This window comes from Gallaecimonas sp. GXIMD4217, from assembly GCF_038087665.1.
In the GTDB taxonomy this organism is placed as follows: Bacteria; Pseudomonadota; Gammaproteobacteria; order Enterobacterales; family Gallaecimonadaceae; genus Gallaecimonas.
The window spans coordinates 1,686,681-1,712,617 of the sequence record NZ_CP149925.1 but is presented as its reverse complement, the minus strand read 5'-3'; the positions used below and the strand labels follow the sequence as shown (position 1 = coordinate 1,712,617).

General features: G+C 66.0%; 18 protein-coding genes. 13 read left to right on the top strand and 5 right to left on the bottom strand.

Annotation, left to right across the window (positions count from 1 at the left end):
* Positions 1-3: 3 nt before the first annotated feature.
* Complete coding sequence (locus tag WDB71_RS08355; protein ID WP_341501124.1) at positions 4-942, bottom strand: DUF3187 family protein; 939 nt, start codon at positions 940-942, stop codon at positions 4-6.
* A gap of 80 nt (positions 943-1,022) precedes the next feature.
* Positions 1,023-2,069, bottom strand: coding sequence for a 3-deoxy-7-phosphoheptulonate synthase (locus WDB71_RS08350; protein WP_341501123.1), 1,047 nt, complete (start codon positions 2,067-2,069; stop codon positions 1,023-1,025).
* Positions 2,070-2,144: 75 nt separating this feature from the next.
* Between WDB71_RS08350 and WDB71_RS08345 the strand changes: the two genes are divergently transcribed.
* Positions 2,145-3,128: a 2-dehydropantoate 2-reductase gene (locus WDB71_RS08345; protein WP_341501122.1), complete on the top strand. Its 984-nt coding sequence runs from the start codon at positions 2,145-2,147 to the stop codon at positions 3,126-3,128.
* Between the two features lie 381 nt (positions 3,129-3,509).
* Here the strand turns inward: WDB71_RS08345 and WDB71_RS08340 are convergent, their stop codons facing one another.
* Positions 3,510-4,322: a pyruvate, water dikinase regulatory protein gene (locus WDB71_RS08340; RefSeq protein WP_341501121.1), complete on the bottom strand. Its 813-nt coding sequence runs from the start codon at positions 4,320-4,322 to the stop codon at positions 3,510-3,512.
* A gap of 187 nt (positions 4,323-4,509) precedes the next feature.
* Between WDB71_RS08340 and ppsA the strand changes: the two genes are divergently transcribed.
* Positions 4,510-6,846 carry a phosphoenolpyruvate synthase gene (ppsA, locus tag WDB71_RS08335; protein ID WP_341501120.1) on the top strand — a complete coding sequence of 779 codons (2,337 nt, stop codon included), beginning with the start codon at positions 4,510-4,512 and terminating at the stop codon, positions 6,844-6,846.
* Positions 6,847-7,152: 306 nt separating this feature from the next.
* The gene (gene ycaC, locus WDB71_RS08330; RefSeq protein WP_341501119.1) at positions 7,153-7,779 is read left to right on the top strand and encodes an isochorismate family cysteine hydrolase YcaC; all 627 of its coding nucleotides are present in this window, start codon (positions 7,153-7,155) and stop codon (positions 7,777-7,779) included.
* Positions 7,780-7,826: 47 nt separating this feature from the next.
* Here the strand turns inward: ycaC and WDB71_RS08325 are convergent, their stop codons facing one another.
* Positions 7,827-9,587 (bottom strand): cation:proton antiporter, encoded by a 1,761-nt coding sequence (locus WDB71_RS08325; protein ID WP_341501118.1) that lies wholly within the window; start codon positions 9,585-9,587, stop codon positions 7,827-7,829.
* 197 nt (positions 9,588-9,784) lie between these two features.
* Between WDB71_RS08325 and WDB71_RS08320 the strand changes: the two genes are divergently transcribed.
* The 10 genes from WDB71_RS08320 (at position 9,785) to ilvC (ending at position 24,650) form a co-directional block, all read left to right on the top strand.
* Entirely contained in the window at positions 9,785-11,056 is a 1,272-nt protein-coding gene (locus WDB71_RS08320) for a dicarboxylate/amino acid:cation symporter (RefSeq protein ID WP_341501117.1), read from the top strand.
* 101 nt (positions 11,057-11,157) lie between these two features.
* Complete coding sequence (locus WDB71_RS08315) at positions 11,158-13,107, top strand: methyl-accepting chemotaxis protein (protein ID WP_341501116.1); 1,950 nt, start codon at positions 11,158-11,160, stop codon at positions 13,105-13,107.
* A gap of 73 nt (positions 13,108-13,180) precedes the next feature.
* The gene (locus WDB71_RS08310) at positions 13,181-16,201 is read left to right on the top strand and encodes an FAD-binding and (Fe-S)-binding domain-containing protein (RefSeq protein WP_341501115.1); all 3,021 of its coding nucleotides are present in this window, start codon (positions 13,181-13,183) and stop codon (positions 16,199-16,201) included.
* Positions 16,198-16,668, top strand: a complete 471-nt coding sequence (locus tag WDB71_RS08305; protein ID WP_341501114.1) for a hypothetical protein — start codon at positions 16,198-16,200, stop codon at positions 16,666-16,668. The genes WDB71_RS08310 and WDB71_RS08305 overlap by 4 nt, the downstream gene beginning before the upstream one ends.
* 338 nt (positions 16,669-17,006) lie before the next feature.
* On the top strand, positions 17,007-18,689 hold the full coding sequence (gene ilvG, locus WDB71_RS08300) for an acetolactate synthase 2 catalytic subunit (RefSeq protein ID WP_341501113.1): 1,683 nt from the start codon (positions 17,007-17,009) through the stop codon (positions 18,687-18,689).
* The gene (locus WDB71_RS08295; protein ID WP_341501112.1) at positions 18,686-18,913 is read left to right on the top strand and encodes an ACT domain-containing protein; all 228 of its coding nucleotides are present in this window, start codon (positions 18,686-18,688) and stop codon (positions 18,911-18,913) included. The genes ilvG and WDB71_RS08295 overlap by 4 nt, the downstream gene beginning before the upstream one ends.
* Positions 18,910-19,830, top strand: a complete 921-nt coding sequence (locus WDB71_RS08290) for a branched-chain amino acid transaminase (RefSeq protein ID WP_341501111.1) — start codon at positions 18,910-18,912, stop codon at positions 19,828-19,830. Before WDB71_RS08295 ends, WDB71_RS08290 begins: the two co-directional genes overlap by 4 nt.
* A 1-nt stretch (position 19,831) precedes the next feature.
* The gene (gene ilvD, locus WDB71_RS08285) at positions 19,832-21,688 is read left to right on the top strand and encodes a dihydroxy-acid dehydratase (RefSeq protein WP_341501110.1); all 1,857 of its coding nucleotides are present in this window, start codon (positions 19,832-19,834) and stop codon (positions 21,686-21,688) included.
* Positions 21,675-23,180, top strand: coding sequence for a threonine ammonia-lyase, biosynthetic (ilvA, locus tag WDB71_RS08280; protein ID WP_341501109.1), 1,506 nt, complete (start codon positions 21,675-21,677; stop codon positions 23,178-23,180). Before ilvD ends, ilvA begins: the two co-directional genes overlap by 14 nt.
* Before the next feature lie 9 nt (positions 23,181-23,189).
* Positions 23,190-24,650 (top strand): ketol-acid reductoisomerase, encoded by a 1,461-nt coding sequence (gene ilvC, locus WDB71_RS08275; protein WP_341501108.1) that lies wholly within the window; start codon positions 23,190-23,192, stop codon positions 24,648-24,650.
* Positions 24,651-24,695: 45 nt separating this feature from the next.
* Here the strand turns inward: ilvC and WDB71_RS08270 are convergent, their stop codons facing one another.
* Positions 24,696-25,685, bottom strand: a complete 990-nt coding sequence (locus WDB71_RS08270; protein ID WP_341501107.1) for a Glu/Leu/Phe/Val dehydrogenase — start codon at positions 25,683-25,685, stop codon at positions 24,696-24,698.
* Positions 25,686-25,937: the final 252 nt, after the last annotated feature.

The following is a 25,937-nucleotide window of genomic DNA, read 5'->3' as shown; positions in this document are numbered from 1 at the left end:
CGCTCAGAAGCGGCGCCGGTAGCCCAGGGTGAAGGCGATATCGGTGCTGTTGTCGTGGTTGACCAGGTTTTCGATCACCACGAATTCGATGGCGCCCTTGGCCATGTGATAGCGGTAGCCGAGCATGAACTCGTGGACCAGCTCGCTGAGCTGGCCCAGATCCACGGCCTCGCCCTTATGCACCTGGTATTCCGCCAGCCAGGCGTGGTTGTGGGAGCTCTGGTACTGATAGCCGATGCCGGCGTTCCAGGTCCAGTCCCGCAGGGCGATGCCGGCCAGATCGGTATCGGACTTGTGCACCACGGCGGCCAGGCCGTAGAGGCGGTGCTTGTCGCCGTAGCGGCGCTGGTAGTTGAGCTGGACACCCTGCTCGAAGGAGGACTTCTCGAAGGGCCCGGAGCTGACCTCGTTGAGGTGCAGGGACAGGCCCCAGCTCAGGGCGCTGCGTTGCCCCTGGTAGAGGCTCTGCTCCAGGTAGAGCTGGTAGACGTTGTCCAGGGTCTTGCCGTTGAAGTGGCGAAAATCGATGCCGGCGTCCGGGACAGAGATGGTGCTCTGGTGCTTGCCCACCTCGTCGCGGCCGTTCTGGCTGAGGCCGAAGGTGTCGTGGAAGGCCTTGGTCAGGGAATCGAGACGGTTGTTGCCCACGAAGCGGTGCAGGAAGCTGGCTTCGATGCGCCAGCCCTGCCACAGCGGCCGGCTGTAGCCCAGGCTGACATCGTTCTGGTAGTAGTCGAGCTGGTATTCGGGGTCGTCGGCCCAGACGCTGGCCACAGTGGCGCTGGCGTGGAACTCCCTGTCCCTGGCCCCGGCGTGGCTGGCGTCCTGGAAGCGGGGTGACAGCGAGCCCGATTGCAGCGGCGCCTGGGTGCGGGCCATCAGGGGGCCATAGTCGGGGGCGGCCAGGGCGGCGCTGCAAAGCAGCGGGGCAATCAGCAGCAAGCAGCGGGTCTTTGTCATAAAACCTTGACCAAAAAGAAGGGCTTAGACAAAGCCTAAGCCCTTCTCATGGAACTGGCAATTTACAGACTGTTGCGCCGGCGCGTCTTTATGGCCTCGGCCAGTCGTGCTAGCAGGGTCTCGCTGCTGGCCCAGTCCAGGCAGGCATCGGTGATGGACTTGCCGTAGATGAGGCTTTCCCTGGGGCCCTCCGGCTGGTTGCCGGCCAGCAGGAAGCTCTCGGCCATGATGCCCTTGATGCGGCTCTCGCCGGCGGCGAGCTGGCCGCAGACGTCATCGGCCACCTCCAGCTGGCGCTGGTGGTCCTTGCGGGAGTTGCCATGGGAGAAGTCGATGATCACCCGCTCAGGCAAGGCGGCATGGCGCAGCTGGCCGCAGGCGGCCTGTACCGATTGTGCGCCGTAGTTGGGCTCGGCTCCGCCGCGCAGGATCAGGTGGGCATGGGGGTTGCCGCTGGTCTGGGCCGCCTCCAGCTGGCCGTCACCGTTGGGGATCAGCAGCACATGGGCATCGGCGGCGGCGCGGATGGCATCCACGGCGATGCGGATGTTGCCGTCTGTACCGTTCTTGAAGCCCACCGGGCAGGGCAGGCCCGAGGCCAGGGCCCGGTGTACCTGGCTCTCTGTGGTGCGGGCGCCGATGGCGCCCCAGCTGATCAGATCGATGAGGTAGTGGCCGGTGACCATGTCCAGGAACTCGGTGGCCACCGGCAGGCCCATCTGGTGCAGATCCCGCAGCAGGGCGCGGGCGTCGTTCAGGCCCTGGTTGATGTCGAAGCGACCGTCCAGGTTGGGATCGTAGATGAGTCCCTTCCAGCCGTGGCGGGTACGGGGCTTCTCGAAATAGACCCGCATCACCACCAGCAGTTCGTCCTGGTGCCGGCGGGCGGCCTCGGCCAGCTTCTGGCCGTACTCCCGGGCCGCATCCACGTCGTGGATGGAGCAGGGCCCCATGATCACCAGCAGCCTGTCGTCCTGGCCATCGAGGATGGCCCTGATGGCGTCGCGCTGGCCCTGCAGCCTGGCCTGGCCGGCGGCATCCAGGGGGTAGCGGTCACGCAGGGCCTGGGGACTGATGAGGGGTTCGGGAGGCAATCCGTTAAACGTCATTCTCAACCTGTTGCCTGCCCCGGCCAAGTTGCTTAGGCTGGGGCTGATGAAGCTAGCTCGGCATTATGCGTTATTTTGAAAGACGTTGAAATCCTCATTGCCGGCGCCGGATCAGTGGGTTGCTACCTGGGAGCCTGGTTGGCCAGGGCCGGTGCCAGGGTCAGTTTCTGGGGCCGGGAGCGCAGCCAGGCCCGTTTGGGGCAAGGGCTGCGGCTCACCAGCCTGGACGGTCGCCAGCTGCACCTGCAAAGCCCCAAGGTGGTATCCACCTTGAGCGGCAGCTACTCCCTTGTGGTGTTGGCCTGCAAAAGGCCGGCCACCGCCGAGGTGATCGCCGCGCTCAAACCCCATCTTGGGGCCCACGGCCTGATCCTGGTGGCCCAGAACGGCCTGGATGCCGCCCGAGAAGTGGCAGCGCTCAGCGGCGTCCGGGCGCTGCCGCTGATGGTGCCCTTCAACCTCACCTGGCTCGGCCCGGGCCACCTGCACCGGGCCTCGGGCGGTACCCTGATGTTGCCAGGCGACGCCGAGCTTGCCCCCCTGTGCCGGGCCCTGGCCCAGGGCAGCGACTGCCGGCAGGTGGCCGACATGGAGGCGGTGCTGGCCGGCAAGCTGCTGCTGAACCTCAACAACGCCATCAATGGCCTGTGCGGCCTGCCGCTGAAGGAGGAGTTGTCCCGGCGTGGCTACCGGCTGCTGCTGGCCGGCGCCCAGGAGGAGGCCCTGGCGGTGATGAGGGCCAGGGGCCTGAGGCCGGCCAGGCTGACGGCGGTGCCGCCGGCCTGGCTGCCCCGGGTGCTCAGGCTGCCGGATGGGCTGTTCAGGGTGCTGGCCGGGAAGCTGCTGGCCATGGATCCGTCGGCCCGCTCGTCCCTCTATGACGATCTGGCCGCGGCTCGGCCCACCGAGATAGCCGACCTTAACGGCTGGGTGCTGGCCGAGGGCAAGCGGCTGGGCATCGCCACCCCCATCAACGCCAGGCTCACCACACTTACCAGGCAGGCCGAGGCCGAGGGCAGGGCGCCCAGCCTGACGCCCCAGCAGATTGCCGGGCACTAAAAAGCGGGCAATGCCCGCTTTTTAGTGCGCTTCGCTCACCTTCGGTCTTTGTGCCTTTCCAGGCCGGTATCCTGGAGGCCATGGGATGGCGGCGGAGATCTCCCGGGCGGCCAGGTAGCCTGGCAATCAATACTTATGACGCTCCAGGCCGGTATCCTGGAGGCCATGGGATGGCGGCGGAGATCTCCCGGGCGACCAGGGAGCCTGGCAATCAATACTTATGACGCTCCAGTCCGGTGTCCTGGAGGCCATGGGATGGCGGCGGAGATCTCCCGGGTGGCCAGGGAGCCTGGCAATCAATACTTATGACGCTCCAGGCCAGTATCCTGGAGGCCATGAGATGGCGGCGGAGATCTCCCGGGTGGCCAGGGAGCCTGGCAATCAATACTTATGACGCTCCAGGCCAGTATCCTGAAGGATATGGGCCGAGATCTCCTCCACCGAATGGCGGGTGGTGTTGAGGAAGGGGATCCGCTCGCGGCGGAACAGCATCTCCACCTCCTTGGTCTCGATGCGGCACTGGCGCAGCGAGGCGTAGCGGGTGCCCGGGGCCCGCTCGTTGCGGATCTGCTGCAGCCGCTCGGGATCGATGACCAGGCCGTACAGCTTGTGCTTGTGCACCTTGAGGGCCTGGGGCAGCTTGAGGTCGTCCATGTCCTCCTCGGTGAAGGGGTAGTTGGCGGCCTTGATGCCGTACTGCAGGGCCAGGTACAGGCTGGTGGGGGTCTTGCCGCAGCGGGATACGCCGATGAGGATGATGTCGGCCTGATCGTACTGGCGGGTGGAGGCGCCGTCGTCGTTGGCCATGGCGTAGTTCACCGCCTCGATGCGGTGGTGGTAGGCCTCGTCCATGACGCCGTGGGAGCGGCCGATCTTGGGCTCGGCCCTGACCCCCAGAATGGATTCCAGGGGCGACACGAAGCTGGACAGGAAGTCATAGGCCACGGCGCCGGCTTCGGCGAAACGCTCGCGGATGGCCGGATCCACTATGGTGTGCAGCACCAAGGGCTCCATTCCTGTTGTAATAAAACTATCTTTTATCTTCGCCAGCACCCGCTCTACGCGCTCCGGGTTGTCCACGAATGGTTCGGTAAACTGCTTGAATTTAACGGGAAACTGAGAAAGCAGTGCATGGCCGAAGACCTCGGCCGTGATGGCGGTGCCGTCGGAGACATAATAGACGTGGCGTTCCATTATCGGTCCTTTGATGTCATTTGTTTTCAGGCGAGACAAACGTTTTACCCGCTCGGTGGCGGCAGTGTAGAATGGCGCCGCCTCAGACGGAAGGCCCGTCTGAATTCTCAGCACACACTCCGAACGCTGGAACCATTAGGGAGAAAACACAGTGCAAGAATATGTACTCTGGTACCAAGACCTGGGCATGCATGACGTTAACCGGGTGGGCGGCAAGAACGCGTCCCTCGGCGAGATGATCAGCAACTTGGCTGGCCTGGGTGTACAGGTGCCTGGAGGCTTTGCCACCACCGCCGAGGCGTACAACGAATTCCTCGAGCAAAGTGGCGTTAATGCCCGCATTTACGAGACCCTCGACAACCTGGACGTGGACGACGTAAATGCCCTGGCCGTCGCTGGCCAGCAGATCCGCCAATGGATCATCGACACTCCCTTCCAGCCGGAACTGGATAACGCCATCCGCAACGCCTACCAGCAGCTGGTGGGCGAGCACGGCGACGAAGTGTCCTTCGCGGTGCGTTCCTCCGCCACCGCCGAAGACATGCCGGATGCCTCTTTCGCCGGTCAGCAGGAAACCTTCCTCAACGTGCGCGGCATCGACGCCATCATGGTCGCCATCAAGCACGTGTTCGCTTCCCTGTTCAACGACCGCGCCATCTCCTACCGGGTCCACCAGGGCTACGACCACAAGGGCGTGGCCCTGTCCGCCGGCATCCAGCGCATGGTGCGCTCCGACATCGCCTCCAGCGGCGTGATGTTCTCCATCGACACCGAGTCCGGTTTCGACCAGGTGGTCTTCATCACCTCTTCCTACGGCCTGGGTGAAATGGTGGTGCAGGGCGCCGTCAACCCCGACGAATTCTACGTCCACAAGCCGACCCTGACCGCCGGCCGTCCCGCCGTGGTGCGCCGCACCCTGGGCTCCAAGCTGGAGAAGATGGTTTACTCCACCGACGAGGCCCACGGCAAGCAGGTCAAGATCGAGAAGATCGGCGACGAGCGCCTGAGCTTTTCCATCAACGACGCCGAGGTCCAGGAGCTGGCCAAGCAGGCCCTGGTCATCGAGAAGCACTACGGCCGTCCCATGGACATCGAGTGGGCCAAGGACGGTATCGACGGCAGGCTGTACATAGTGCAGGCCCGCCCCGAGACGGTCCGCTCCAACGAGTCCGGCCAGATCATGGAGCGCTTCAACCTCAAGGGCAGCGCCCCCGTGGTGGCCGAAGGCCGCGCCATCGGCCACAAGATCGGCACCGGCGTCGCCCGGGTGCTGGACTCCATCAAGGACATGGACTTGATCAAGGAAGGTGACGTGCTGGTCACCGACATGACCGACCCGGACTGGGAGCCGATCATGAAGCGGGCCAGCGCCATCGTCACCAACCGCGGCGGCCGTACCTGCCACGCCGCCATCATCGCCCGCGAGCTGGGGATCCCGGCCGTGGTGGGTTGTGGTGACGCCACCGACCGCATCAAGGATGGCCAGGCCGTGACCGTGTCCTGCGCCGAAGGCGACACCGGTTTCATCTACGACGGCGAGCTGGAATACAGCGTCGACAAGACCGAAGTGGGCAAGATGCCCAGCCTGCCCATGAAGATCATGATGAACGTGGGCAACCCGGACCGGGCCTTCGACTTCGCCCGCCTGCCCCATGCCGGCATCGGCCTGGCGCGCCTGGAGTTCATCATCAACCGCATGATCGGCGTGCACCCCAAGGCGCTGCTCAACTTCGACCAGCAGCCCCCGGCGCTGCAGGCCGAGATCCGCGAGATGATGGCCGGCTACGACAGCCCCCGCGAGTTCTACGTGGCCAAGCTGGTCGAGGGCATCGCCACCCTGGGCGCCGCCTTCAGCCCGGAGCGGGTCATCGTGCGCATGTCCGACTTCAAGTCCAACGAGTACGCCAACCTGGTCGGCGGCGAGCGCTACGAGCCCCATGAAGAGAACCCCATGATCGGCTTCCGTGGCGCCAGCCGCTATATCTCCGAGGAGTTCCGCGACTGCTTCGCCATGGAGTGCGAGGCCATCAAGCGGGTCCGTAACGACATGGGCCTGACCAATGTCGAGATCATGATCCCCTTCGTGCGCACCGTCGACGAAGCCCGCCAGGTCATCGAACTGCTCGAAGAGCAGGGCCTCAAGCGCGGCGAGAACGGCCTCAAGGTGATCATGATGTGCGAGCTGCCCTCCAACGCCCTGCTGGCGGACCAGTTCCTGGACTACTTCGACGGCTTCTCCATCGGCTCCAACGACCTCACCCAGCTGACCCTGGGCCTGGACAGGGACTCCGGCATCATCGCCCACCTGTTCGACGAGCGTAACGAGGCCATCAAGGCGCTGCTGTCCATGGCCATCAAGGCCGCCAAGGCCCGTGGCAAGTACGTGGGCATCTGCGGCCAGGGCCCCAGCGACCACGAGGACTTCGCCGCCTGGCTGGTGGAGCAGGGCATCGATTCGGTGTCCCTGAACCCGGACACCGTGCTCGACACCTGGCTGTACCTGGCCGAGAAGTTCAACGGCTAAGGCATCCGCGAATTGAAAAAGCCGGCTCATCGAGCCGGCTTTTTTGTGCCCATTGCTCCTCATTGAAGGGTACGAAGCCGCAGGTAAGGCTGGTGAGCAGGGCCCCATCATCCATTTGCCGCCTCATGGCCACATCGGCTCCTATACTCCATGGCACTTGCGCCTAAAGCTTCGGGCTTAATGAGGCGCGTCTTGCTATTTGGCCATGACTGACCCTGTCTTTTTTGCCGTCGGCCAGTGGCCAGGCACAAGTCCCTTTCTAGCGGGGCGTCAAGGCGCCCCACAACCCCAAGAAGGAGTGACACCATGAACAAAGCCTATGTCCGTCTGGACAAGAACGATGCCGCGGTACTCCTGGTCGACCACCAGGCCGGGCTCTTGTCCCTGGTCAGGGACATCGACCCCGACAAGTTCAAGAACAACGTGTTGGCTCTGGCCGATCTGGCCAAGTATTTCGAGCTGCCGACCATCCTGACCACCAGTTTCGAAGAAGGGCCCAACGGCCCCCTGGTGCCGGAGCTGAAGGCGATCTTTCCCGAGGCGCCCTATATCGCCCGGCCCGGGCAGATCAACGCCTGGGACAATGACGACTTCGTCGCGGCGGTGAAGGCCACCGGCAGGAAGCAGCTGATCGTCGCCGGCGTGGTGACCGAGGTCTGCGTGTCCTTTCCCGTGTTGTCGGCCCTGGAGGAAGGCTTCGAGGTGTTCGTGGTGGCCGACGCCTCCGGCACCTTCAACCCCATGACCCGGGACGCGGCCTGGGATCGCATGTCGGCCGCCGGGGCCCAGATGATGACCTGGTTCGGGGTGGCCTGCGAGCTGCACCGCGACTGGCGCAACGACATCGAGGGACTGGGGACGCTGTTCTCCAACCATATCCCGGACTACCGCAACCTGATCAGCAGTTACAACGCCTTGCCGGTGACCAAGTAGCCCGGCCCGTGGCAAGCAAGGCCGGCTCAATGAGCCGGCTTTTTTTGTCAAAGGCCAGAGAAGTCCTTGCGCAACAGTTCGGCCAGCTCGGAGCTGCCCTGCTGGGCTAGCTTGATGCGGCTCTTGTCGTCCCTGGGGCCGGACTGAGGCGTGGCCAGCATCCGCTCGTCGTGCTTGCGGAAGGTACCCACCATCAGATGGGCCTGATCCTCCGGAATCCCCAGCAGCCGCAGGGTCGCTTCGGTAGCCTCCAGGCCGGAGGCGAAGGTTTCCCGGAACACCTGCTCGACACCGGCCTTGTGCAGGGCATGAGCGTGAATGCGGTCGAAGGCCCTGGCGACGAGCTGCAGGTGCGGATAGCGGGCTTGGCACAAGCGAACAATGGCCAGGGCTTCGTCCTTGTCGTCAACGGCGATCACCAGGATTTGCGCCTCGTCGGCATGGGCCTGGGCCAGCAGATCGGGCTCGGCGGCATTGCCCAGGAAGATCTTGGCGCCGTAGCGCCGTACCAGGGAGATGTGACTGGCATCCTTGTCCAGGGCCACGAAGGGAATACGGGTTGCGGTCAGCATCCGTCCCACCATCTGGCCGAACCGGCCGAAACCGGCGATGATCACCCTGACGCTGCGCTCCTGGGACAGCTGGCCGGCTTCGACGGCGGCATCCTCCTTGAGCTGGAAGCGCCTGTTCAGCCCTTGGAACAACCAGGGGGTGACCACCATGGACAGGCCCACCACCAGGATCAGTGATTCGCCAAGCTCGGCGCTCAACAGACCGCCGGCGCTGGCCTGGGCCACCAGCACAAAGGCGAACTCACCCCCTTCGGCCAGCAGCACCGCCAGCAACAGTGCATCCCTGTTGCCGTGACCGCGCAGCCTGGCCAGGGGCCAGAGCACCCCCACCTTGGCCAACAGCAGCGCGGCCAACCCGGCCAGGATAATAAGTGGCTGGGTGATCAGCAGCTCGAGGTTGAGCATCATGCCGATGGACATGAAGAACAACCCCAGCAGCAGGCCCTTGAAGGGTTCGATGTCCACATGGAGCTGGTGGCGGTAGGAGGAGTTGGCCAGCAGCATGCCGGCCAGGAAGGCGCCCATGCCGGCGGACAGCCCCAGGCTGGCCATCAGCCAGGCGCTGCCCAGTACCAGCAGCAACGCCAGTGCGGTGAGGGTTTCCCGGACCTTGGCGGCCACCACCAGCTCGATGAGTGGGGCCAGGCCAAAGCGGGCAAAGGCGGCGATAGCGACGAAGGCGGCCAGGATCCAGTACCAGGGGGCCAGGGCTTGCTGCGACTGCCCCGGGGCCAGCCAGGCCACCAGCAGCAGCAAGGGCACCACCGCCAGATCCTGAAGCAGCAGCACGGCGAAGCCGTCCTGGCCCTTGCGGCTGGCCAGCAGGTTATGTTCGCTCATCAGCTGCACCGCAAAGGCGGTGGAGGACAGCGACAGGGCCGCCGCCGCCACCAAAGCCACCTTGGGCGCCAGCCCCAGGGCGATGCCAAGGCCACTGAGCAGCGCCAGGGTCAGCAGCAGTTGGCCCAGGCCCAGTCCGAAGATGGCGCCCCTGAGCGCCAGTACCCGCTGTGGGCTCAGCTCCAGGCCCAGCAGGAACAGCATCAGGATCACCCCCAGCTCGGAAAAATGCAGCAGGGTGCTGGGATCGTCCACCAGCCCCAGCAGGCTGGGGCCCAGCAGCAACCCCACCGCCAGGTAGGCAAGTATGGGGCCCATGGCCAGGCGCTTGAACAGGGGCACGGCGATGACGGCGGCCAGCAGGAAGGCCAGGGCGAGTTCGATGCTGTGGCTCATGGCGGCGAATGTTAAGGGGATGTTCTAACTAGCTTAATGCAAAGGTGATAATTGGCTGTTCTTTGGTCTGAGCAGTGCCCTTGAGGCCAGGGGTACCGGGACTTTGTGATGGCGATCACGCAACTGGGGCGGTGCGATCGTTATAGTGCGCCTTCATAACAACCATTATCAGCACAACCACAGAAGTAGGTGAGAGTATGAAGTACTCCCTGACGGCCAAGATCTTCATCGCCCTGATCGGCGGCCTGATCCTTGGCAGCGCCCTGCGCTTCCTGTTCCCGGAAAGCGAATTCATCCATCAGACCCTGATCCACGATCTGTTCGGCACCGCCGGCGGCCTGTTCGTGTCCCTGATCAAGCTGCTGGTGGTTCCCCTGGTGTTCATATCCATCGTCAACGGCGTCTGCTCCCTGGAGAACCTGGGCCAGTTCGGCCGGGTCGGCACCAAGACCTTCATGCTCTACCTGGTCAACACCGTGCTGGCCATCATCGGCGCCCTGGTGATTTCCTTGTGGCTGGCGCCCGGTGCAGGCGCAAACCTGACCCTGGATGGCAAGCCCTTCGAGCCGGCCCTGACCGAGGCGCCCTCGCTGCTGGCGCTGCTGGCCTCCGTGGTGCCCAGCAACCCCTTCCAGGCCTTCGCCGAAGGCAACATGCTGCAGATCCTGTTCATGGCCATACTCACCGGCGTGGCCATCAAGGGCCTGGGCAAGGACGAAGCCAGTGCCGCGTCCCGTGGTTTTGCCATCGCCAACAACGTGATGATGAAGCTCATCGTCATGGTCATGTCCCTGGCCCCGTACGGCGTCTTCTTCCTGACTACCGGCCTGGCCGCCACCCTCAACACCCAGGCCATTGCCGCCGTGGGCAGCTATGTGGGTACCAATATCTTCGTGATGCTGTTCTGGTTCCTGGTCTTCTATCCCATGGTGATCAGCCTGACCACCGGTATCAGCCCGCTGCTGTACCTGTCCAAGCTCCGTGAACAGATCTTCTTCTCCCTGTCCACGGCCAGCTCCAACGCCACCATCCCGGTCACCTTCAAGACCCTGACCGAGAAACTGGGCGTGTCCAAGTCCGTGGCCGGTTTCGGCGTGCCACTCGGTGCCACCATGAACATGTCCGGCTCCGCCATCTACATGACGGTGGCCACCGTATTCGTGGCCAATGCCTATGGCGCCGGCCTGGCCGACAGCCAGCTGGTGACCCTGGGCCTGACCGCCTTCCTGCTGTCCATCGCCACAGGTGGTGTACCGGGCGGCGCCGCCGTCACCACCGGCGTGCTGCTGCACCAGCTGGGCCTGCCCATGGAAGCCATGGCCATCATCCTGGCCACAGACCGCATCTGCGATGCCGTGGTCACCACCACCAACGTGGTCGGTGATACCGCCGTGTCCACCCTGGTGGCCCGCTCCGAAGGCGAACTGTGCAAGGACACCATGCACGACAGGGAACTGGTACAGGTGTAATACGCTGTAACGATAAAAAGGGGCCTTCGGGCCCTTTTTTCATGGTCTGCAAAGGGGCCTGCTAGACTGCGATCTGTTGCCTTTGTGTTCAGGGAGGAACCATGAACTTTCGCCAACGCGTGACCCTGTTGATCCTGGCCATCGGCCTGCTGCCGGCGCTGCTGGTGACGGCGGTACTCTGCTTCATCGCCTCGCAATCCCTGGAAGGGCAGATCTTCAACCAGCTCACCTCCATCCGCAGCCTCAAGGAAAGTGAACTGCAGCGGCTGCTCAGCGCCAAGCGCCAGCAGCTGGCCAACCTGCAGCAGGCGCTGGCGGGGCAGGATCCAGACTTCCAGGCCCGCCAGCCCTACTTCGAGCGTTTCATCCGGGATAACGGCTATTACGACCTCTTCGTCATCGACGGCGACGGGCTGGTGGCCTACAGCGTCACCAAGGAGCCGGACTACCGCAGCAACCTGGTTTCCGGACCCTACAAAGACTCCGGCCTGGCGGCCACTTACCGGCAGGTTCGCCAGGGCCAGGCCTTTGCCTTTGCCGACTTCGCCCCCTATGCCCCCTCAAACGGCGAGCCGGCGGCCTTCCTGGGGGTACCGCTGGGCCAGGAGCGGGTGCTGGCGTTGCAGCTGGATCCCACAGAGGTGAATGCCGTCATGCAGCTGAGGGCCGGCATGGGCGAAACGGGCGAGGCCTACCTGGTGGGCAGCGACAAGCGCATGCGCTCCGACTCCTTCCTGGCTCCCAAGAGCCATTCCCTCAAGGCTTCCTTTGCCGGCACCCTCGAGCAGAACGGCGTCGACACCCGGGCCAGCCGCCAGGCCCTGGCCGGCAACAGCGGTACCGAGCTGCTCAGCGATTACAACGGTAACCCTGTGCTGTCCTCCTATGCGCCGGTGGAATTTGCCGGGGTGCGCTGGGCCTTGATCGCCGAGATGGACGAGGCCGAGGCGCTGGGGCCGGTGCACAACATGCGTCTGGTGGCCCTGGTGATCCTGGGGGCGGCGCTGCTGGTGGTGGGGCTCGGCATCATGCTGGTGATCCGCTGGGTGATACGCCCCCTGGGCAACGAGCCGGACGAGATGAAGCACCACACCAGCCGCCTCGCCAGCGGTGACCTCAGCCAGCCCCTGGAGCCCAGGGGGGACGACAGCAATGTCCACAATGGCCTGGCCCAGCTGCAGCAGATGTTCATCCAGCTGCTCAGGCGCATCCAGCAGGCCAGCCACCAGCTGCGCAAGGAGTCCAGCACCACCACCCAGATAGCCGACGAGACCTCGTCCAGCATAGTGGCGCAATCCCAGGAGGTGGAGCTGCTGGCCTCGGCCATAGAGCAGATGAGCCTGGCCGCCGGCGAGATCAGCGCCAACGCCGTCCACGCCAGCCAGCGGGTCGACAAGATGGAGGGCACCCTGGCCGAGACCGCCCGCCAGGTGGAGGGGACCAAGCGCCAGGTCGAAAACACGGTGGAGCATTTCGCCACCATCTCCCGTGACATCGAGGTGCTGGACGGCGAGAGCCAGAAGATCAGCGATGTGGTGGGGGTCATCGCCAACATCGCCGAGCAGACCAACCTGCTGGCCCTCAATGCCGCCATCGAAGCGGCCCGGGCCGGCGAGCAGGGCAGGGGCTTTGCCATCGTCGCCGACGAGGTACGCAAGCTGGCCACCCGGGTCCAGGAAGCCACCGAGGACATCGGCAGCCTGATCGGCAACGTCTCCGGGCGCACCTCGGCGCTGACCGAGGCCATGCACCAGTGCAACCAGCTGGCGGACCAGAGCCGAACCGATGCCCAGATCATGGCCGAGAACATTCCCCAGATGGTGCAGGCCCTCAAGGAGCTGGGGGATGCCATCAGCCAGACCGCCACCGCCTCCGAGCAGCAGTCCCAGGTGGCCAAGGAAATAGCCCAGAACGTCACCAACATCAGTGTCTCGGCCCAGCAGAACTCCAAGGCCGCCAGCCAGGTCTCGGAGGCCAGCCAGCACCTGGCCGGGTTGTCCAAGGAGCTGGCCACCCAGCTGGACAAGTTCCGCCTGCCGGTGGAGGTCTGAAGAGGTTTTCAAGGCAGCCACTTGGGGCATGGGGCTGGTATAATGGCGGCAAAATGACGACAGCCCTGTGCCCATGATCCCCAAGATGACCCAGGTGCCGCAGCTGGATGCGGCCTACCAAACCTATCTCGACGCCCTCGACCAGGCCGGTTTCAGCGGCGATATCGAGACCCGTTACAGCCAGCGCCTGGCGGTGGCCACCGACAACTCCGTCTACCAGCAGCTGCCCCAGGCCATCGTCTTCCCCCGCTCCATGGCCGATCTGGCCCTGGTGGGCCAGGTGGCCAAGGATCATCCCCAGGTGACCTTCAGCGCCCGTGGCGGCGGCACCGGTACCAACGGCCAGAGCCTGACCCCGGGCCTGGTGGTGGATCTGTCCCGGCACATGAACCAGATCCTGGAGTTCAATGCCGAGGAGCGCTGGGTGCGGGTGCAGGCCGGGGTGGTCAAGGATCAGCTCAACGACTTCCTGCGTCCCCACGGCTTCTTCTTCGCCCCGGACTTGTCCACCTCCAACCGCGCCACCATAGGCGGCATGATCAACACCGACGCCTCCGGCCAGGGCTCCCTGGTGTACGGCAAGACCTCGGATCATGTGCTGGCCCTGAGTGCCGTGCTGGATGACGGCAGCCGCCTGGACACCCAAGCCAGGCCGGTGGCGGAGCTCGAGGCCCTGCCGGGCCGGGCCGGCGAGATCCACCGCCTGGTGGCCGAGCGCTGCAAGGCCCGCCGTGACGACATCCTCAGGACCTTCCCGCGCCTGAACCGTTTCCTGACCGGCTACGATCTCGAGCACGTCTACGATGAAACCCTTGAGCATTTCGACCTGGGCCGGGTGCTGTGCGGCTCCGAGGGCTCCCTGGCCTTCATCGGCGAGGCCAAGCTCAATGTCACCCCCATAGCCCCCTACAAGACCCTGGTCAACGTCAAGTACGACAGCTTCGAGAAGGCCCTGCGCAACGCGCCCTTCTTGGTCGAGGCCAACGCCACCTCGGTGGAAACCGTGGACTCCAAGGTGCTCAACCTGGCCCGGGAGGACATCATCTGGCACCAGGTCAGCGATCTCATCCAGGACGTGCCCGGCGTTGAGATGCAGGGCCTGAACATCGTCGAGTACAACGACGTGGACGCCCATAGCCAGCAGGCTAAGGTCGAGGCGCTCTGCCGCCGCCTGGACGAGCTGGTGGGCGGCGACAGCGGCGTCATCGGCTATCAGCTGACCTCGGATCTGGACGCCATCAACCGCATCTACGCCATGCGCAAGAAGGCGGTGGGCCTGCTCGGCAACACCAAGGGTTTCGCCAAGCCCCAGCCCTTCGCCGAGGACACGGCGGTGCCGCCGGAGAATCTGGCCGATTTCATCATGGAATTCAGGGCCCTGCTGGACGCCAAGGGCCTGCACTACGGCATGTTCGGCCATGTGGACGCCGGCGTGCTGCATGTACGGCCGGCCCTGGACATGTGCGATCCCGAGCAGGAGGTGCTGCTGAGGGAGCTCTCCGATCAGGTGGTGGCCCTGGTGGCCAAGTACGGCGGCCTGATGTGGGGCGAGCACGGCAAGGGCTACCGCAGTGAGTACGCCCCCGAGTTCTTCGGCGAACTCTGGGACGAACTGAGGGCCGTCAAGACCGCCTTCGACCCCCATAACCGCATGAACCCCGGCAAGATCTGCACCCCGCTGGAAGGCGAACACTGCCTGGTCAGCGTCGACGGCGTCAAGCGCGGCGCCTTCGACCGCCAGATCCCCGTCCAGGTGCGCAGCGACTTCGAAGGGGCCATGAACTGCAACGGCAACGGCCTCTGCTTCAACTACGACGCCAAGACCCCCATGTGCCCCAGCTACCGGGTCACCCGGGACCGCCGCCATTCCCCCAAGGGTCGTGCCGGCATGATGCGCGAATGGCTCAGGCTGCTGTCCGAGCAGGGCGTGGATCCCCAGGCCCTGGAGCAGGCCGGCCGGCGCCTGCCGCTGTTGAACCGCATCCAGAACAGCTTCAGCCGCGAATACGACTTCTCCCACGAGGTGAAGGAGGTCATGGACGGCTGCCTGGCCTGCAAGGCCTGCTCCAGCCAGTGCCCCATCAAGGTGGACGTGCCCAGCTTCCGGGCCCGCTTCATGAACCTCTACCACCAGCGCTACCTGCGCCCCTTTAAGGATCACCTGGTGGCCAACGTGGAGAAGAGCACCCCCTGGCTGGCGCTCTTCCCCAGGGCCGTCAACGCCGTGCTCAGGCAGGGCTGGGTGCAGAAGCTGATGGGCAGGACGGTCGGCATGGTGGACACGCCGCTGCTGTCCACGCCCACCCTCAGCCAGCAGCTGGAGGCCGATCCGGCCCTGGACTGGGATCTGGAAGCCATCAGGGCCATGAGCGCCGAGCAGCGCCACAAGCTGGTGCTGGTGGTGCAGGATCCCTTCACCAGTTATTACGACGCGACCGTGGTGGCCGATCTGATCAGGCTGATCCGCGCCCTCGGCCACGAGCCCAGGCTGCTGCCCTTCGTGCCCAACGGCAAGCCGGAGCACGTCAAGGGTTTCCTGGACCGTTTCGCCAAGACGGCGGCCACGGCGGCGGCCTTCTTCAACGAGCTGCACGCCCTGGGCCTGCCCCTGGTGGGCGTGGATCCCTCCCTGGTGCTCTGCTACCGGGACGAATACCACAAGGCCCTGGGCGACCAGCGCGGCGACTTCCAGGTGCTGCTGCCCCAGGAGTGGCTGGTGACCCTGCCGGACGGCGACTGGCAGGGCGCTCAGGGGGCAGGGCAGCTGACCCTGTTCGCCCACTGCACCGAGAAGACCAATGCCCCGGCCGCCGAGGGCCAGTGGCAGCAGATCTTCGCCCGGGCCGGCTTCGAGCTTGCCACCGCCAAGGTGGGCTGCTGCGGCATGGCCGGCACCTACGGCCACGAGGCCGAGCACCTGGACAGCTCCAAGGCCATCTATGAGCTGAGTTGGCGTCAGGCCATCGACCAGGCCGGCCACGACAAGATGCTTGCCACCGGCTATTCCTGCCGCTGCCAGGTGGGGCGCATGGAAGGTCAAAAGCCCCAGCACCCGGTATCCAGGCTGTTGGCGGCCCTGGAGGGCAGGGCGTGATCCGCTGGCAGCAGCAGATCACCAGGGCCGACTGCCGCCGACTCTACGGCGCCCTGCTGGAAGACGGCAAGGGCAAGCGCCGTTTCGAACGGGCATTGCGCTGGACCCTCTACGGCGCCGTGCTGGCGGGCCTGTCCATGGAAGTGGGGCCGGGCTGGCACTGGCCCACGGCCCTGTTGGTGGCGGCGCTCGGCGCCATGACCGTCAACGAGGTGCTGCAAAACGTACGGCTGATGCGCCTGGACGCCCTGACCGGCCTCTGTGACTGCGAGCTGGACGGCCAGGCCCTTCGCCTGGCCCTTGAGGGCAAGGTGTTGTCCTTCCCCCTGGCCGAGGTGCGCCGGGCCCGGCGCCTTGCCGGCGGCGATCGGGTGCTCTTTCTCGGCCAGTGGCCGGTGCTGCTCAAGGCCGAGGCGCTGCCGGAGCAGACCAAAGGGCTCCTGGATGGGCCTGACCATCTTACGTAAACGTAAACAAGCGACTCATTCCCTTTCTATCTTTATGTTTTAAAAGGCAAAAAAGTTTTACCGCTTTTTTGCCTTTTTGGTCTTGTGCTGTGAATTTTTTCTGTGCTAATGATTAAAAAGCGCCCCGGGATGGTCCCGGGCCAACAGAGATTTCAGAGCCTCAGTGATGTTCAACCTGCTTAACGCCCTAGTGATTATCCTGGTACTCGTGGTGGTGATCCTTCACCGGCCGCGCGGGGCGTTATTGTCTGGACCGCACTGAGACTCAGACAGCAACCACAACCCCCGCGCCGCAAGGCCCGGGGGTTTTTTCTTATCTGGCCCAAGGAAAAGCCATCATGAATCACGCACTTGCTACCGAGATCCAAGCCCCAAGCGGCGCCGAGCTGGTGCTGGCCGCGCTCGAGCGGGAAGGCGTCCAGGTGCTGTTCGGCTACCCGGGCGGTGCCATCATGCCCCTCTACGACGCCCTGTACCAGAGCCAACTGCAGCACGTGCTGTGCCGCCATGAACAGGGCGCGGCCCTGGCCGCCATCGGCTACGCCAGGGCCTCCGGCAAGGTGGGGGTGTGCCTGGCCACCTCGGGCCCCGGCGCCACCAACCTGATCACCGGCCTGGCCGACGCCATGATGGATTCGGTGCCCCTGGTCGCCATCACCGGCCAGGTGCCCCGGGAAGCCATGGGTACCGACGCCTTCCAGGAGATGGACGTGCTGGGCCTGTCCCTGGGCTGCACCAAGCACAGCTTCCTGGTCAAAGACGCCGCCCAGCTGCCGGCGGTGCTGGCCGAGGCTTTCCGCCTGGCCAGGGAGGGCCGGCCCGGCCCGGTGCTGGTAGATCTGCCCAAGGACGTGCAGCAAGCGCGGCCGGCGGCGCCCCTGGCCGCGCCTGCCCCTGAGCCGGTGTCCTTTCAGCCCGACCGCCAGGCCCTGGCCGAGGCCGCCCGGCTGATGGCCCGGGCCGAGCGGCCCCTGGCCTATGTGGGCGGCGGCATCGCCATGGCCGGCGCCCTGGCCGAGCTGCGCGCCTTCCTGGCCGAGACCCATTTGCCGGTGGTGGAAACCCTCAAGGGCCTGGGCAGCGCCGACCACGAGTCGCCCCACTACCTGGGCATGCTGGGCATGCACGGCAACCAAGCCGCCAACCTGGCGGTACAGGACTGCGATCTGCTGCTGGCCCTGGGGGCGCGCTTCGATGACAGGGTCACCGGCAGGCTGGACCAATTCGCCCCCAGGGCCCAGGTGATCCACCTGGACATCGACGCCGCCGAGCTGGGCAAGCGCCGCCGGCCGGAGGTGGCCCTGCACGGCTGCGCCCGGGACTACCTGCCGCTGCTGCCAAAGGTTCAGACCCCGGCGCCCTGGCTGGCCGAGCTGGCCGGGCGCAAGGCCCAATATCGCCCAAACTACGGGCAGCCATCGCTGCGGGTGCAGGCGCCGGTGCTGCTGAACCGCCTGGCCGGGCAGAAGAGCGCCAACACCAGGATCTGCAGTGACGTGGGCCAGCACCAGATGTGGGTGGCCCAGCACATGCACTTCGACTCGCCCCACTGCCACTTGTCCAGTGGCGGCCTGGGCACCATGGGTTTCGGCCTGCCCGCCGCCATCGGCGCCAAGCTGGCCTGCCCGGACGACGAGGTCATCGCCGTCTGCGGCGACGGCTCCATCATGATGAACATCCAGGAGCTGGGCACCATCCGCCGCCTGGGCCTGGCGGTGAAGATCCTGCTGCTGGACAACCAGCGCCTGGGCATGGTCCGCCAGTGGCAGAGCCTGTTCTTCGACGCCCGCCACTCGGAGGTGGATCTGTCCGACAACCCGGATTTCCTGGCCCTGGCCAGGGCCTTCGACATCCCCGGCATGCATATCCACCACGGCGCCCAGTTGGAGGCCGGCCTGGCGGCGCTCTTGAGCGCGCCCGGCCCCTTCCTGCTGCACGTCAGCATCCACCCCGAGGACAGCGTCTGGCCGCTGGTGCCGCCCGGCTATGCCAATCACCAGATGCTGGAGGACACCCCATGAACAAACTGCAACTGAGCCTGAGCCGCGAGTCCGCCGCCCTGGAGCGGGTGATGCGCCTGGTGCGTCACCGGGGCTTTGCCCTGCTGGAGGCCAGGCTGAGCCAGGGTGACGACCGCCAGCTCCTGTGCCTGCACCTGGCCGGCGAACGGCCCCTGAACCTGTTGACCGCGCAGCTTAGCAGGCTGCCCGATGTGTTGAGTCTGAACGAGGAAGAAGAACGATGAACGGCGCTGATTTTCTGTGGTTTAACGGCGAGTTGCTGCCCTGGCAGCAGGCACAGATCCATCCCATGAGCCATGGCCTGCATTACGGCACCTCGGTGTTCGAGGGGATCCGCTGTTACGACAGCCACCTGGGGCCGGTGATCTTCCGCCACCGCGAGCACATGCAGCGGTTGTTCGACTCGGCGCGGCAGTACCGTTTCGAGCTGCCCTACACGCTCGAGGAGCTGATGGCGGCCACCAAGGCGGTGCTCAAGGCCAACCAGCTCAAGAGCGCCTACATCAGGCCCCTGGGGTTCATGGGCATGGTCGGCATGGGCATAGTGCCGCCCACCAGCCGGATGGAGGTGCTGATCGCCGCCTTCCCCTGGGGCCGTTACCTGGGCGAGGAGGCCCTGGAGCAGGGCGTGGACGCCATGGTGTCCAGCTGGAACCGGGCCGCCCCCAACACCACCCCCACCGCCGCCAAGGCCGGCGGCAACTACCTGTCGTCGCTGCTGATCGCCAGCGAGGCCAGGCGTCTGGGCTTCCACGAGGGCATCGCCCTGGACAGGAACGGCCAGCTTTCCGAAGGCGCCGGCCAGAACCTGTTCCTGGTCAAGGACGGCGTGCTGTACACGCCACCGGTGACCGCCGGCATTCTGCCCGGCCTGACCCGGGATGCGGTGATCACCCTGGCCAGGGCCCAGGGGCTGGAGATCCGGGAGCAGCCCCTGGCCCGGGAGGCGGTGTATCTTGCCGACGAGATCTTCTTCACCGGCACCGCCGCCGAGATCACCCCGGTGCGCAGCGTCGACAAGCTGCCGGTGGGCGAGGGCCGGCCCGGGCCCGTGACCCAGGCCGTGCAACAGGCCTTCTTCGGGCTGTTCAACGGCGAGACCCCGGACCAATGGGGCTGGCTGGATCCGGTGGAGGCCTGACATGCCCAAGTTGCGCTCCGCCACCACCACAGAAGGCCGGCAGCGGGCCGGCGCCCGCGCCCTGTGGCGCGCCACCGGCATGACCGACGCCGATTTCGGCAAGCCGATCATCGCCGTGGCCAACTCCTTCACCCAGTTCGTGCCCGGCCATGTGCACCTCAAGGATCTGGGCCAGCTGGTGGCCGAGGAGATCCAGGCCGCCGGCGCCGTGGCCAGGGAGTTCAACACCATAGCGGTGGACGACGGCATCGCCATGGGCCATGACGGCATGCTCTATTCGCTGCCGTCCCGGGAGCTGATCGCCGACAGCGTCGAATACATGGTCAACGCCCACCGGGCCGACGCCCTGGTGTGCATCTCCAACTGCGACAAGATCACCCCCGGCATGCTGATGGCGGCCCTGCGCCTGAACATCCCTACCGTCTTCGTCTCCGGCGGGCCCATGGAGGCCGGCAAGGTACGCCTGGCCCAGGACATCATCAAGGTCGACCTGGTGGATGCCATGGTCAAGGGGGCCGACAGGCGCGTTTCCGACGCCGAGGCCGCCGAGGTGGAGCGCAGCGCCTGTCCCACCTGCGGCTCCTGCTCGGGCATGTTCACCGCCAACTCCATGAACTGCCTCACCGAGGCCCTGGGGCTGGCGCTGCCCGGCAACGGCTCCCTGCTGGCCACCCACAGGGACAGGGAAGGGCTGTTCCGTGAGGCCGGCCGGCGCATCGTTTCCCTGGCCAAGGCCTGGTACCAGCAGGACGACGACAGCGCGCTGCCCAGGACCATCGCCGGCAAGGCCGCCTTCCACAACGCCATGGCCCTGGACATCGCCATGGGCGGCTCCACCAACACCATTTTGCACCTGCTGGCCGCGGCCCAGGAGGCGGAGCTGGGCTTTGATCTCACCGACATCGACGCCCTGTCCCGGCGGGTGCCCCAGCTGTGCAAGCTGGCCCCGGCCACCAACCGCTACCACATGGAGGACTTGCACCGGGCCGGCGGTGTCATGGCCATCCTGGCCGAGCTGGCCCGGGGCGGCCATATCGACACCAATGTCGCCACCGTCTGCCAGCAGCCCCTGAGTCAGCTGCTGGACGGCTGTGATGTCAGCACCAGCAATGCCCGTCATGACTTCTACCGGGCCGGTCCGGCCGGCCTGCCCAGCACCCGCGCCTTCAGCCAGGACTGCCGCTGGGACGAGCTGGATCTGGACCGGCAAGGCGGCTGCATCCGCAGCCTCGAACACGCCTACCGCCAGGACGGTGGCCTGGCGGTGCTCTATGGCAACCTGGCGCCCCGGGGCGCCGTGGTCAAGACCGCCGGGGTGCCGGACGGCCTGCTGAGCTTCACCGGCCCGGCCCGGGTGTTCGAGAGCCAGGACGAGGCGGTCGATGCCATCCTTGGCGGCAGGGTGAAGAAGGGCGAGGTGGTGGTGATCCGCTACGAGGGGCCCCGGGGCGGCCCGGGCATGCAGGAGATGCTCTATCCCACCAGTTACTTGAAATCCGTGGGCCTGGCCGAGCACTGCGCCCTGATCACCGACGGCCGCTTCTCCGGCGGCACAGCCGGCCTGTCCATCGGCCATATCGCCCCGGAGGCGGCAAGCCAGGGCCCCCTGGCGCTGGTGGAAGACGGCGACACCATCGCCATCGACATCCCCGGCCGCAGACTTGAACTGCTGCTGGACCAGGACGAGCTGGCCGCCCGGCGCCAGGCCAGGGAAACGCTTGGCTACCGGCCCGCCACACCCAGGGACAGGCAGGTCTCATTGGCGCTACGGGCCTATGCGCTGCTGGCCACCAGTGCCGATCAGGGCGGCGTGCGCGATCGGACCCTGCTGGCGGGAGGCGAGCATGTGGCGCCCTGAGCAGTACCTCTGTGAAGCGCTGCGCGCACCCGTCTACCAGGTGGCGCTGCAGACGCCCCTGCAACCCATGGCGCGCCTCTCCGCCCGCCTGGGTACGCAGATCCTGCTCAAGCGCGAGGATCTGCAGCCGGTGCACAGCTTCAAGCTGCGCGGCGCCTTCGCCAAGGTCACCACCGTCAGTGCCACCGCCGTGGTGGCCTCCTCGGCCGGCAACCATGCCCAGGGGGTGGCTCTGGCGGCGGGGCGGCTTGGCAAGCAGGCGGTGATCGTGATGCCGGTGACGGCGCCGGCCATCAAGGTGGAGGCGGTGCGGGCCCTGGGCGCCGAGGTGGTGCTGCACGGCCTGGACTTCGACGCGGCCAGGCGCCATGCCTTAGCGCTGGCCAGGGCGCGGGGGCTGGCCCTGGTGGAGCCCTTCGACGATCCCCAGGTGATCGCCGGCCAGGGCACGGTGGCGCTGGAGCTTGTCAAGCAGGACAGCGAGCTGGAGGCGGTGTTCGTGCCCATAGGCGGTGGCGGCCTGGCCGCCGGCATGGCGGTGCTGCTCAAGCAGCTGCGGCCCGGGCTCAAGGTGTTCGGCGTCGAGGCCGAGGATTCGGCCTCCATGACCGCGGCCCTGGCCGCCGGCGGCCCTGTGACCCTGGACAGGGTGGGCCTGTTCGCCGACGGGGTGGCGGTGAAACGGGTCGGCGACGAGACCTTTCGGCTCTGCCGCGATCACCTGGACGGCATCGTCACCGTCAGCGGCGACGCCGTCTGCGCCGCCATCAAGGACATCTTCGATGACTGCCGGGCCCTGGCCGAGCCGGCCGGCGCCCTGGCCCTGGCCGGCCTCAAGCAGTGGCTGTCGGGGCAGGGCCAAAGGCCGGCGCGGGTGGCGGCGGTGCTGTCCGGCGCCAACATGGCCTTCCACGGCCTGCGCCAGGTGGCGGAGCGCTGCGATCTGGGCGAGGGCAGCGAGGCCATGCTGGCCATCCGTATCCCCGAGCAACGGGGCGCCTTCCTGGCCCTGTGCCGGCTGCTGGGCGAACGCATGATCTCCGAGTTCAACTACCGCCGCCAGGACGCCGACCGGGCGCGGATCCTGGCCGGAGTTCGCCTGACGGGGGGCCAACAGGAGCGAGAAGCGCTGCTGGCACAGCTGACCGAGGCCGGGCTGGAGGTCCTGGATCTCAGCGGGGACGAGGTGGCCAAGCTGCACCTCAAGTACCTGCTGGGTGGCGGCGCCGCCGTCGCCGGGCCGGAGCGGCTGCTGAGCTTCAGCTTTCCCGAACATCCCAGGGCGCTGCTGCACTTTCTGGAGACCCTGGGCAGCCGCTGGGACATCTCCCTTTTCCACTACCGCCACGACGGCGCCGACCGGGGCCGGGTGCTGGCCGGATTCCGGATCGGCGCCGATCCCGACTTCGACCGGCACCTGGCCGCCCTGGGCTACCCCTGGCGGGACGAGAGCCACAACACCCCTTACCGGGCCTTCTTACGCGCAAATTAAGGAACGCACATGGATAACTACTTCAACACCCTGAGCCACAGGGAAAAATGCCGGCAACTGGCCCACAGCCGCTTTCTGCCCCAGGAGGCCTTCGCCGAGGGGGTGAAGGCCCTTCAGGGCAAGCGCATCGTCATACTGGGCTGCGGCGCCCAGGGCCTGAACCAGGGCCTCAACCTGCGCGATTCCGGGCTGGATGTGAGCTACGCGCTGCGCCAGTCTTCCATCGACGCCCGCAACGACTCCTGGCAGCGGGCCACGGAGCAGGGCTTCGAGGTGGGCAGCGTCGAGGCACTGGTGCCAGAGGCGGATCTGGTGCTGAACCTGACCCCGGACAAGCAGCATGGCCCGGTGGTGCGGCAGGTGACGGCGCTGATGAAGCCGGGGGCGGCCCTGGGCTATTCCCACGGCTTCGATGTGGTTGAGGCGGGCCAGCACATTCGCCCCGACATCACCGTAGTGATGGTGGCGCCCAAGTGCCCGGGCTCCGAGGTGCGCGCCGAGTACCAGCGCGGCTTCGGGGTGCCGACCCTGATCGCCGTGCACCCGGACAACGATCCCGACGGCCAGGGCCTGGCCATCGCCAAGGCCTGGTGCGTGGGCACCGGCGGCCACAGGGCCGGGGTGCTGGAGTCCAGCTTCGTGGCCGAGGTCAAATCCGATCTCATGGGCGAGCAGACCATCCTTTGCGGCATGCTCCAGGCCGGCTCCATGCTGGGCTTCGAGGCCATGGTGGCGGCGGGCCGGGAGCCGGCCGAGGCGGCGGCCTTCCTGCAGTACGGCTGGGAGCAGATCACCGAGGCGCTCAAGGCCGGCGGCATCAGCCTGATGATGGCCAGGCTGGCCGCTGCCGAGCGCGCCAGGGCCTTCGCACTGGCCGACGAGCTGAAAGGGGCGCTGAGGCCGCTCTTTGAAAAGCACATGGACGACATCCTCGAAGGGCGCTTCGCCGCGCGGATGATGGCGGACTGGGCCAATGACGATGCCGAGCTGCTGGCCTGGCGGGAGCAGAGCCGCGGCAGCGGTTTCGAGCAGGCGCAGGCCATGGCCCCGGACGACCACTTCGACTTCGACCGCGCCGTGGGCCTGGTGGCCATGGTCAAGGCCGGGGTGGAGCTGGCCTTCGAGGTGATGGTGGAGGCCGGCATAGGCCAGGAGTCGGCCTATTACGAGTCCCTGCACGAGCTGCCGCTGATCGCCAACACCCTGGCCAGGAAGCGCCTCTATGAGATGAACTGCGTGATCTCCGACACCGCCGAGTACGGCAATTACCTGTTCACCCAGGGGGCCATGCCGATCCTGGAGCCGCTCTTGAAAGGCTGGGAGCCGGCCTGCCTGGGCGGCAGGGGGCACTGGCAGGCGCCAAACAACGACGAGCTGGAGGCCCTGGAGCAGGGCGTGCGCGGCCATGCCATCGAAGTGGTGGGGCGGCGGCTCAGGGCCTACATGCAGGCGATGCGGGCGGCGGCCTGAAACGAAAAAGGCCGGGCAATGCCCGGCCTTGTCATGGCGCTTCGCTTACTTGCCGCCGCGGGCGATGATTTCCCGGGCCATCTCGTCGGCGATGATGCCGGTGCCCTTGTTCTTGGCGTCGGCGCGCTGGAAGATGTCCAGCAGGGTGTCGTGGATCTCTTCGACCTTGGCAGTGGCGGCCGCTTCATCGTAGTCCTTCTCGAAGGAAACATTGATGATGCCGCCGGCGTTGATCACGTAGTCGGGGGCGTAGAGGATGCCCTTGTCACGCAGGATCTGGTCGTGGCGGGCCTCGGCCAGCTGGTTGTTGGCGCAGCCGGCGATGATGCTTGCCTTGAGGCGCTCTATGGTGTTGTCGTTGACGGTGGCACCCAGGGCGCAGGGGGCATAAACGTCCACGTCCAGATCGTAGATCTCGTCCAGGCCCACCAGGGTGGCGCCCAGCTCGGCCTTGGCCTTGTTCAGGGATTCGTCGTGGATGTCGGTGACGAACAGCTCGGCGCCGGCCTTGTGCAGGTGCTCGCACAGGTAGTAACCCACGCTGCCCAGGCCCTGTACGGCCACCTTGATGCCCTTGAGGTCGTCACGGCCCAGCTTGTGCTTGACGGCGGCCTTGATGCCCAGGTAGGTACCCAGGGCGGTGAAGGGGGAGGGATCGCCGGACAGGCCTTCGATGCCGGCCACGTGCTGGGTTTCCTTCATCATGTGGTTGACGTCGGTGGTGGAGGTGCCCACGTCTTCGGCGGCCACGTAGCGGCCACCCAGGGAGTCGACGAAACGGCCGAAGGCGCGGAACAGGGCTTCGCTCTTCATGGTGCGGGAGTCACCGATGATCACGGACTTGCCGCCACCGAAGGGCAGGCCGGCCAGGGCATTCTTGTAGGTCATGCCGCGGGACAGGCGCAGTACGTCGGTCACCGCCTCTTCGTCGGAAGCGTAGTTCCACATGCGGCAACCGCCAACGGCGGGACCCAGCTTGGTGTTGTGAACAGCGATGATCGCCTTGAGACCGGTTTCCTCGTCATGGCAGAACATGACCTGCTCATGCCCGTCAAACGCAGTGTGATTGAATACAGCCACGTCGTCTTCTCCGTTTTTTTGATTGAGCCCGGCCGGCAAGTTTACGTTAGCGTAAACGGAAGCCGATACGGACAGTTGGCGTGATCATATAGAGGTGTGCAATCGGTTTCCAGCGTCCCGGACGGCTCCGGCCATCTGCTCCTACCAGTAAGCAAATGTTAAAAGGCGATCCCTTGCCAAGGACGGGACCAGGGGATATGGTAGCTG